We start from the raw sequence: 9730 nt of genomic DNA, 5'->3' as shown, positions 1-9730 counted from the left end.
AGCCGGTGCTCCACGAGATCGGCACCGAGCAGGAGCAGGCCGCGTCCACCCTCGGGGCCAGCTCGTGGCAGACGTTCTGGCGGATCACCCTGCCGGCGATCCGCTGGGGTCTCACCTACGGCGTCGTGCTCACGATCGCCCGGGCGCTGGGTGAGTTCGGCGCCGTGATCATGGTCAGCTCCGGCTTCCCCGGTGTCTCCCAGACGCTCACCCTGCTCGTCCACTCCCGCTACATCGACGACCACAACACCTACGGCGCCTATGCCGCGGCCACCCTGCTCATGGGCCTGGCCGTGCTGACGCTGCTCGGCATGACCGCGCTCGACCGCAAGAGGAGAACCACATGATCACCGTCATCGACGCCCGCAAGCACTACGGCGACTTCGCCGCCCTCGACGACGTGACCCTGGACATCCCGGCGGGCTCGCTCACCGCCCTGCTGGGGCCGAGCGGGTCCGGCAAGTCGACGCTGCTGCGCTCGATCGCAGGGCTGGAGCAGCTCGACGGCGGACGCATCGTCATCGGCGGGCGGGACGTGACCGGGGTGTCCCCGCAGAAGCGCGGCATCGGGTTCGTGTTCCAGCACTACGCCGCGTTCAAGCACATGACGGTCCGCGACAACGTCGCCTTCGGCCTGACCATCCGCAAGCGGCCGAAGGCCGAGATCGCGCGCAAGGTCGACGACCTGCTCGAGATCGTCGGGCTCGACGGGTTCCAGCACCGCTACCCCGCGCAGCTGTCGGGTGGGCAGCGCCAGCGGATGGCGCTCGCCCGGGCCCTCGCGGTCGACCCGGAGGTGCTCCTGCTCGACGAACCCTTCGGTGCCCTCGACGCCAAGGTGCGCGCCGACCTGCGCCAGTGGCTGCGCAGGCTGCACGACGAGGTCCACGTGACCACCGTCCTGGTCACGCACGACCAGGAGGAGGCTCTCGACGTCGCCGACCGGATCGCGGTGCTCAACAAGGGCCGGATCGAGCAGGTGGGYGACCCCGTGACGCTCTACGACCGCCCTGCCAACGACTTCGTCATGTCCTTCCTCGGGTCGGTCGCCCGGCTCGGGGGACAGCTGGTGCGCCCCCACGACATCGCCCTCGACCGGAGCCGGGAGCGCGCACACGCCCAGGACGCCCGAGTGGGCGGCTCGCCCGGCGTGGTCGAGGCGGTCGTCGAACGCGTCGTGCGCCTTGGTTTCGAGGTGCGGGTCGACCTGCGCACCGATGCTGGCGTGCGGTTCGCGGCGCAGGTCACGCGCGCCGAGGCCGACGCCCTGCGCCTCGTGGAGGGCGAGACCGTCTTTGCCCGGGCGACCACGCGGCCCGACGCGGCGGAGGTCGAGCCGGCCCTCGCCATCTGAGCGCCGCCGCCCCGCTGCCTTGGTATGCCGTGCGCCCGGGTATGCCGTGCACGGCCCCACGCCGTCGCGCGGGGTCCCGGTGCCTCCGGTGGCGTGGCGTGCGACACAATGCGCGGGTGGACATCTCGGCACGCACTGAGTACGCGGTCCGAGCCATGCTCATCCTCGCCGAGGCGGCGACCATGTCAGCCGGTCCGGTCAGCGTCGAGACGCTGTCCTACCGGCAGACGCTGCCGCGCAAGTTCCTCGAGGCCATCGTCGCCGACCTCAAGACCGCTGACCTGGTCAAGAGCACCAGGGGTGCTCGCGGCGGCTACTCCCTCTCCCGCGAGCCGCGGGACATCTCGCTCGGTGACGTGTTCCGTGCCGTGGACGGGCCACTCGCGGAGGTGAGGGGCCTGCGGCCGCACGAGACGGCATACGAGGGCGTTGCCGAGCACCTGCCCACCGTCTGGGTGGCCCTGCGGGCGAGCCTGCGCTCGGTGCTCGACGAGACGAGCCTGGCGGCGGTTCTCTCCGGCACGCTGCCCGAGCGGGTGGCGGCGCTCGCCGCCGACCCCGAGGCCTGGCGCAGCCGCTGATGACGCACGACCAGGCCGACCGCGCCGCCGGGAAGCACGCAGCGCACCAATCGCTCGCCGACCCGTCGCGTGACGTCGGGCCGGGAATCGATCCGGACGACCTCGCGACCGCACTGCGGGTGCTGGAGGAGCTGGCCGAGATCGACGGCGACCACCCCGACATCCAGACCGTCAAGCGGGCGACCGGTCGGATGTACAAGCGGGTCCGCAAGGCCCGTCGCCGCGAGGCCAAGCAGCCAGAGGTCGACCACGACGAGGCGATCATCGCCAAGACCGCCACGGGCTCACCGATGCGGATCGACGACGAGACCAAGGGGATCCCGCTCGTCTCGACCGCGCGAGGCGCCCACGCCGGCGAGCTCATCAACCCGCGCAACTGCTACATCTGCAAGGCGGAGTACACCCTCGTCGACGCCTTCTACCACTGGCTCTGCCCGGACTGCGCCGCACTGAGCCACACCAAGCGAGAGCAGCGCACCGACCTGACGGGCAAGCGCGCCCTGCTCACCGGCGGGCGCGCGAAGATCGGGATGTACATCGCGCTCCTGCTGCTGCGCGACGGCGCCCACCTGACGATCACCACACGGTTCCCGCACGATGCGGCGAGACGCTTTGCAGCGCAAGAGGATTCGCACGCCTGGATCCACCGGCTCAAGGTCGTCGGCATCGACCTGCGCGACCCCACCCAGGTCGTGGCCCTCGCCGACGAGGTCGCCGCCGCCGGCCCCCTCGACATCCTCATCAACAACGCCGCCCAGACGGTGCGCCGCACCCCGGGCGCCTACTCCCACCTCGTCGAGGGCGAGTCGGTCCCGCTCCCGGGAGACATCGCCCTGCCCGAGCTGGTCACCTTCGACCGGATCAGCGAGGCCCACCCCGCCAACCTCCTGGGCACGTTGCGCGAGCACAAGGTCGCTCACCACGAGGGCGAGTCCGAGCGCGAGGCGGCGCAGGCGCTCGCCCAGCGCTCGGCCGCGTCGATGACGTCCATGGCGCTGTCCGCCGGCCATGCCAGTCTCGAGGCGCACCTCGCCGGGACGGCGGTCGACGCCGGGGGACTGCTCCCGGACACGCAGGTCAACAACTCCTGGACGCAGAAGGTCGAGGAGGTCGACCCGCTCGAGCTGCTCGAGGTGCAGCTGTGCAACGCGACGGCTCCCTTCATCCTCGTCTCGCGGCTCCGGCCGTCGATGCGGGCGGCGGTGGCCGCAGGTGCGCGGCGCGCCTACGTCGTGAACGTGTCGGCCATGGAGGGCCAGTTCTCCCGCCGCTACAAGGGCGCGGGTCACCCGCACACCAACATGGCGAAGGCGGCGTTGAACATGCTGACCCGCACCAGCGCGGGGGAGATGTTCGAGACCGACCGGATCCTCATGACCGCCGTCGACACCGGCTGGATCACCGACGAGCGCCCGCACCACGAGAAGCTGCGCATCGCCGCCGAGGGCTGGCACGCCCCGCTGGACCTCGTCGACGGGGCCGCCCGGGTCTACGACCCGATCGTCCGGGGCGAAGCCGGCGAGGACGTCTACGGCTGCTTCGTCAAGGACTTCGAACCCAGCCCCTGGTGAGCTCCGGGTCGATGAGGGTATGTCGCGTGGCCGCCTCGGGTGGGTGGACGGGGCTCACCGTGGTCGGGAGCACTGCGAGGGTCTGGCAGAATGGTCGGCTGTACCCGTCCAGGCACGGGCTCGGTCTCGCACCGGAGCCTCCTGGCTGGAACGCCTACACCGAGTTCCGGTACCCCGCGTGATTCCGTCGCGGTCTCGCCGTGCTCACAACCAGAAACAGGAGACACCACCACCGTGGCCGTCAAGATTCGTCTGAAGCGCATGGGCAAGATCCATGCTCCGTTCTACCGCGTCGTCGTCATGGACTCGCGCGCCAAGCGCGATGGCCGGGCCATCGAGGAGATCGGCAAGTACCACCCCACCGAGGAGCCCTCGGTCATCGACATCAGCTCGGACCGGGCGCAGTACTGGCTGGGCCAGGGCGCGCAGCCGACCGAGGCCGTCGCCGCTCTGCTCAAGATCACCGGTGACTGGCAGAAGTACAAGGGCGAGCCCGGCACCGAGGGCACCCTCCGCGTCAAGGCTGCCAAGCCGTCCAAGAAGGAGCTGTACGACGCGGCCATCGCCGCGGCGGGCAAGTCCGAGGCCGGCGCCGACGGGGCCACCACCCCGAAGAAGAAGGCCGCCAAGAAGGCTGACGAGGCCCCTGCCGAGACCGCCAAGGTCGAGGACAAGACCGAGGACAAGGTCGAGGACAAGCCCGCCAAGGCTGACAAGCCCGCCAAGGCCGACGAGGCCAAGGACGAGGCCAAGGTCGAGGCCCCGGCCGAGACCGCAGAGGTCGCCGTCGAGGAGCCCAAGGCTGCTGACGAGGCTCCCAAGGCTGACGACGCGAAGGCTGAGACCGAGGAGGCCCCCGTGGCCGCCGACGCCGACGCCGCGGACAAGGCCTGACCGTGCTGGAAGAGGCGCTCGAGCACCTCGTCAAGGGCATCGTCGACCACAAGGACGAGGTGGCCGTGCGACGCAAGGAGCTCCGCCGTGGTGAGGTGCTCGAGGTCCGGGTCCACCCCGAAGACCTCGGTCGCGTGATCGGTCGCTCCGGTCGCACCGCAAGCGCCCTGCGCACCGTCATGGGTGCGCTGGCAGGCGGCCAGAACGTCCGCGTCGACATCGTCGACACCGACCGCGTGCGCTGAGGCTCCGCCGACAGCCGACGCAGTCACGAAGGGCCACCGGGCTTCCCGGTGGCCCTTCGTGCTTCCGGCCGGCCCTTCTGTTCGATGGCTCAGCGTCGTGCCAGCCCCCCAACCCCTGAGAGGATCAACCCATGCCTGCCGACTCCAGACTCCTCGTCGCGCGCATCGGCAAGCCGCACGGCCTGCACGGTGAGGTGACGGTCCAGACCCACACCGACGACCCCGAGGCCAGGTACGTCCCCGGCGTTGCCTACGAGACCGAGGCAGTCGCGGGCTCCGGGGTGCCGAAGTCGCTGACCCTGCGCTCGGCCCGGCTGCACCAGCAGACCTGGCTGCTCGGCTTCGAGGAGATCCCGGACCGCACGGGAGCCGAGTCGCTGCGCGGCACGCGGCTGTTCATCGACGCCGAGGCGGCCGTGGCGGAGGACGAGGACGACGCGTGGTACGAGGACGAGCTCGTGGGTCTTGCGGCTGTCGACCCCCACGGCACCGTCCTGGGTGAGGTCAGCGGGCTTCGCACCGGTGCCGTCCAGGACCAGCTGGTGCTGCGACTGACCGGTGGCGCGGAGGCCCTGGTCCCGTTCGTCGAGGCCATCGTGCCCGAGGTGGACGTCGAGGGCGGCCGCGTCGTCGTGGATGCCCCGCCCGGACTGCTCGAGCTCAACGCCGAGTGACGGCAGCGTGAACTGGTGATCATCGATGTCGTCTCCATCTTTCCGGAGTACCTCGCGCCGCTCGACCTCTCGCTCATCGGCAAGGCACGTCGCGACGGCCTGCTCGACCTGAGGGTGCACGACCTGCGTGAGTTCGCCCACGACCGGCACCGCAGCGTCGACGACACGCCCTACGGCGGCGGCGCGGGCATGGTCATGAAGCCGCAGCCCTGGGCCGAGGCGCTGGACCACGTGGTCGCTTCAGCCGATGACGGCGCGCGCCCGCGCGTGGTCGTCCCCGGGCCGGGAGGTGTGCCGTTCACGCAGGCCCTGGCGCGCGAGCTCGCCGGGGAGCCGTGGCTGGCCTTCGCCTGCGGCCGCTACGAGGGCATCGACGAACGCGTCTACGAGTACGCCGCGCAGGACCTCGGCCTCGAGGTGTCGGTGATCTCGCTCGGCGACTACGTGCTCAACGGGGGAGAGGTGGCGGTGCTGGCCATGGTCGAGGCCGTCGCACGCCTGCTGCCGGGCGTCATCGGCAACGCCGAGTCGCTCGTCGAGGAGTCCCACGAGGACGGTCTGCTCGAGTACCCCGTCTACACCAAGCCCGCCTCCTGGGAGTCGGCTCCGGGCGTCACCCGCGAGGTGCCTCCGGTCCTCCTGTCCGGTGACCACCGCGCCATCGCCGCGTGGCGTCACCAGCAGCGGCTCGACCGCACGGCGGCCCGCCGCCCCGACCTGCTGCACGTCTCCCAGGCGGTGCTGGGGAATGCCCGGCCGTCCGGGGCCGACGGGCTCGAGGGGCTCGACGGGCTGGAGGTCGCAGTCGCCACGGCGGCAGATGCCCCCGAGCTCATGACGCTGGGCCGCGCCTGCTGGCTCAGCGAGGCGCAGGCCAACGACTCGCTCACGATCCCGCCGCTCGTCGAGACCCTGCCCGAGGTCGTGGCCGGCATCGCCGAGTGGCAGACGTGGACCGTTCGCGCCGGCGGACGCCTGGTCGGGTCGGTCCGGGGTCGTTGCGCACCGACGGAAAGCACCCGGTGGCAGGTGGGCCGGCTGATGGTGGCACCCGACCTGCAGGGTCGCGGACTCGGGCGCGCCCTGCTCGCGTTCGCCGAGGCGCAGGCGCCTGCCGGCACGGCGGCATACTGGCTCAACACCGGGACCCGCAGCGATCGCAACCTGCGGATCTATCGCAAGGCGGGCTACCGCGTGCAGCCGGGCGAGGGCGCCTTCCCGGGCACCGTCGACCTGGTCAAGCCGCGCCGGCGACCCGCCCCGTGACCCGCTCGCTGGCGTAGAGGCGGTACACGGCGTAGGCCGCCACCGCGCACAGCAGGTGCCAGGCTGCGTGCCCCTGCAGGAGCGAGTCGGGGTGGCAGAAGGGCGTGCCGTCCTTGGCGAGGTTCCAGATCCCGAAGGCCAGGGCCAGTGCGCCGGCCGACGCGAAACCCCAGCGGATGTCCCTGGCCGTGGTGCCCCGGCGCCACAGGACCGCCTCGCCGGCGAGGGCCACCAGCAGGAACACCCCGAACGCGAGGTTGGCGGCGATGTCGACGACGGGCACGTGCCCCGGGATGCGCTCGACGAGCTCGCAGACGAGCACCACGGCCACGAACAGGCCCGCGAAGAAGCCGTCACCGCGGTGCAGGCAGCGGGTCACGGCGTAGGACGAGGCGAACGCCGCGACGAGGTACATGCTCAGCAGGTCGAGGTGGCCGCCGAGGGCGCTCTGGGTGGCGTGCATCGCCGCACTGGCCGGCCCGAGGAGCACGACGACCACGCCGAAGGCCGCCGCGGGGCGTGGGTTGGCCACGATCGTGGTGCGGGCCTGCCCGGCCCGCCGGGCGATGGCGAGACCGGCGACGACGAACCCGACGTTGCTGAGCGTGTTGGCGGGCTGCAGCACGACCGCGTCGCGCGCGGCCTCGCAGAACCGGTCGCCGCGGCCGACGTTGGGGCCGAGCCAGCCGTTGACCGTGGCGAGCCCGAGCAGAGCGACCGAGACGACCGCCACCGTGGAGGCCAGCGCGAACGGCCGCAGGTCCCGCGGCTCGTCCGGTGGCATGCCCGTGAGTATGCCGCCGCACGGCCCGTCGGGGAGGCCCGTTGGCTCAGTCCACGAGGGCGGTGGCGAGGTCGGCCGGGACGAGCAGCCGGCTGGCGACGAGGCGCTCCGCGACCAGGACGGTCACCGTCTGGGCGGCCATGATCCCGAACAGCACCAGCACCTGGGCGGTCGCGGCCTGCACGGGAGTGCCGCCACCGAGCATCACGCCGATGAAGGCACCGGGCAGCGTCACGACACCCGTCGTCTTGACCTGGTCGAGCCCCGGCAGCAGCGCCTCGGGCGCGCGGCGGTGGACGATCTCGAGGACCGCCTGGCGCGGGAGCAGCCCGAGGGACAGGCACGCTTCGTACTGGCTGTGCTCCTCGCGCAGGGCCGCGAAGGCGCGACGGCCGACGAGGGTGTGTGCTGTCATGGCGTTGCCGACGATGATGCCGACGACAGGGATGAGCGCGATGCCCTCGGGTGGGATGGTTCCCGTGCCGAGGACCACTGCGACCACGGGCAGGACGCCGGCGGCCATGGCGAGCGCCGCCCACCGCCAGGCACGCGGCGCCTCGACCCGCCGCGAGGTCGTGAGCACGCCCATCGCGAACATGACCCCGATCAGGGCGACCGACAGCGGCAGGTTGTCGACGACGGCGGCGATGAGCAGGGCCGCGACCCCGAGCTGGGCGATGGCCCGTACCGCCGCGACCAGCACCGGGCGCTCGAGGTCGTACCCCGCCATGCGGTGTGCCCCCAGCGCGATGGCCAGCAGGAGCGCCAGGGCGATGGCGACGGGCCACCCGGGGTCGATGCTCACACCGGCCACGCTAGTGGTGTGGTCCAGCGCGCCTGCCGGTCCTCCGGAATTGGTGGTTGACCTCCCTGCAACCCTTCTGTATCGTTCTACTCGAACGTTCTAGTAGATCGATGCAGAAGGAGGTCGCCCGATGGGCAACGTCACCCTCAAGTCCGTCGCCGAAGCCGCCGGCGTCTCCATCTCCACCGTCTCGAACGCCTACAACAAGCCCGACCAGCTTTCCGCCGAGGTGCGCCAGCGCGTGCTCGAGACCGCCAAGGCGCTCGGGTATGCCGGTCCCAACCCGGCCGCCCGCAGCCTGCGGTCCCAGCGCGCGGGAGCGATCGGCCTGCTGTTCACCGAGAAGCTGAGCTACGCGTTCTCCGACCCCTACGCGGTGGGCATGCTTGCCGGCCTCTCCGAGGTGGCGGAGGCGCACCGGACCAGCCTCCTGCTCATCCCGCTGCCGGCGCTGGACGCGGGCAACCCCGATGACCTCGCGTACGCGGCCGACACGATGCGCCAGGCCGTGGTCGACGGGGTCGTCGCCTACTGCGTCGACGCCGACCACCCGGCGCGGCAGGTCGCCCTCGCGCGGGGTCTGCCCCTCGTCTCGACCGTCGACCTCGAGGACGACCGCCAGGGCTACGTCCTCATCGACGAGCACAACGCCGCGACCTCCGTGGGCGAGCACCTTCGCGCGCTCGGACACCGCGATGTCGGCGTCATCGTCGACAGCCGCATGGACACGGGCGGGGCGACCGCCGTGGACCCGTCGGACGAGGACGAGCTCTACGCCGACAGCCGCCAGCGCCTGGTGGGCGTGCGCGACGCGCTCGGTCCCCAGGCCCACGTGTCCGCGGTGACCGCTGTCGGGCACAACTCGCACGAGGCGGGGGTGGCCTCCGCGGCCTACCTGCTCGACCGACGGGACCGACCCACGGCCATCGCGTGTGTCAGTGACGTGTTGGCGCTGGGTGCCCTCGAGGCGATCGAGGCGCGAGGTCTGCGGGTGGGGCGCGACATCTCCCTCACCGGCTTCGACGACGTGCCGGCCGCAGCTGCCGCCGGGTTGACCACGATTCGGCAGCCCATCGCCGAGAAGGGCCGCCTCCTGGGCCGCATGCTTCTCGACCCCGACTACACGGAGCGCCGCATCGTGCTCCCCACCGAACTCGTCGTGCGGTCCAGCACCGGACCGGCCACGACGCCACAGACGCGCTGACGGACCCGTCAGCGTCCACCGATAGCACCACCACCGCACCCCCGAAGGGAGAAGGACATGAGCGACTACATCGCCCTCACCATCAACAGCAACGCAGGCGCCGCCCTGGCCCGGTCGGCCCGCCCGGACGCCCCCGTCGTCGAGGACGGCCTCAGCCCCCGTCCGACTCGCGGGACCGTGCGCCGCTCGTTCGCGACCACGTTGCGCAGCACGGCGTCGGTCCAGCGTCGCTGGGCCGACCGGATCGACCCGGCCTGCCGTCCGGCGCACGCCAGCGCCTGACCACCTGTCCGCCTGCGGACACCGAACCAGCCGGTGGGTATGCCGCGTGGCCCAGCCACGCGGCATACCC

12 protein-coding genes are annotated in these 9730 nt (G+C 71.8%); 10 read left to right on the top strand and 2 right to left on the bottom strand.

Annotated elements, in window-relative coordinates; all coding sequences use genetic code 11:
- From AC1DVZ_RS18415 to trmD, 8 genes are all read left to right on the top strand, one after another.
- Window positions 1-347 (top strand): ABC transporter permease subunit (locus AC1DVZ_RS18415; RefSeq protein ID WP_477619648.1); only part of this gene is annotated, 347 nt, incomplete at its 5' end.
- Window positions 344-1354, top strand: a complete 1011-nt coding sequence (locus AC1DVZ_RS18410; RefSeq protein ID WP_477619647.1) for a sulfate/molybdate ABC transporter ATP-binding protein — start codon at window positions 344-346, stop codon at window positions 1352-1354. The genes AC1DVZ_RS18415 and AC1DVZ_RS18410, both read left to right, overlap by 4 nt.
- A 116-nt stretch (window positions 1355-1470) precedes the next feature.
- Complete coding sequence (locus AC1DVZ_RS18405) at window positions 1471-1935, top strand: RrF2 family transcriptional regulator (RefSeq protein ID WP_477619646.1); 465 nt, start codon at window positions 1471-1473, stop codon at window positions 1933-1935.
- A complete protein-coding gene (locus AC1DVZ_RS18400) occupies window positions 1935-3506 on the top strand; it encodes an SDR family NAD(P)-dependent oxidoreductase (RefSeq protein ID WP_477619645.1) in 1572 nt (523 codons plus the stop codon). Before AC1DVZ_RS18405 ends, AC1DVZ_RS18400 begins: the two co-directional genes overlap by 1 nt.
- Window positions 3507-3740: 234 nt before the next feature.
- Window positions 3741-4400 carry a 30S ribosomal protein S16 gene (gene rpsP, locus AC1DVZ_RS18395; RefSeq protein WP_477619644.1) on the top strand — a complete coding sequence of 220 codons (660 nt, stop codon included), beginning with the start codon at window positions 3741-3743 and terminating at the stop codon, window positions 4398-4400.
- Between the two features lie 2 nt (window positions 4401-4402).
- Window positions 4403-4645, top strand: a complete 243-nt coding sequence (locus tag AC1DVZ_RS18390) for an RNA-binding protein (protein ID WP_140741550.1) — start codon at window positions 4403-4405, stop codon at window positions 4643-4645.
- A 131-nt stretch (window positions 4646-4776) separates the two neighbouring features.
- Window positions 4777-5319, top strand: coding sequence for a ribosome maturation factor RimM (gene rimM / locus AC1DVZ_RS18385; RefSeq protein WP_477619643.1), 543 nt, complete (start codon window positions 4777-4779; stop codon window positions 5317-5319).
- A gap of 15 nt (window positions 5320-5334) precedes the next feature.
- Window positions 5335-6585, top strand: coding sequence for a tRNA (guanosine(37)-N1)-methyltransferase TrmD (trmD, locus tag AC1DVZ_RS18380; protein WP_477619642.1), 1251 nt, complete (start codon window positions 5335-5337; stop codon window positions 6583-6585).
- Here the strand turns inward: trmD and AC1DVZ_RS18375 are convergent.
- Both AC1DVZ_RS18375 and AC1DVZ_RS18370 read right to left on the bottom strand, forming a co-directional pair.
- Entirely contained in the window at window positions 6557-7369 is an 813-nt protein-coding gene (locus AC1DVZ_RS18375; RefSeq protein WP_477619641.1) for a ceramidase domain-containing protein, read from the bottom strand. The genes trmD and AC1DVZ_RS18375 overlap by 29 nt on opposite strands.
- Window positions 7370-7415: 46 nt before the next feature.
- Window positions 7416-8174, bottom strand: a complete 759-nt coding sequence (locus AC1DVZ_RS18370; RefSeq protein WP_477619640.1) for an ABC transporter permease — start codon at window positions 8172-8174, stop codon at window positions 7416-7418.
- A 130-nt stretch (window positions 8175-8304) separates the two neighbouring features.
- On the opposite strand from AC1DVZ_RS18370, the gene AC1DVZ_RS18365 reads away from it, so the two are divergent.
- Both AC1DVZ_RS18365 and AC1DVZ_RS18360 read left to right on the top strand, forming a co-directional pair.
- On the top strand, window positions 8305-9378 hold the full coding sequence (locus AC1DVZ_RS18365; RefSeq protein WP_477619639.1) for a LacI family DNA-binding transcriptional regulator: 1074 nt from the start codon (window positions 8305-8307) through the stop codon (window positions 9376-9378).
- Between the two features lie 57 nt (window positions 9379-9435).
- Complete coding sequence (locus AC1DVZ_RS18360; protein WP_477619638.1) at window positions 9436-9660, top strand: hypothetical protein; 225 nt, start codon at window positions 9436-9438, stop codon at window positions 9658-9660.
- Window positions 9661-9730 lie beyond the last annotated feature (70 nt).

This window comes from Pedococcus sp. P2_E5, assembly GCF_056403895.1.
Note: the sequence above shows the minus strand (reverse complement) of the source record. Positions and strands in the feature narration are given on the sequence as shown.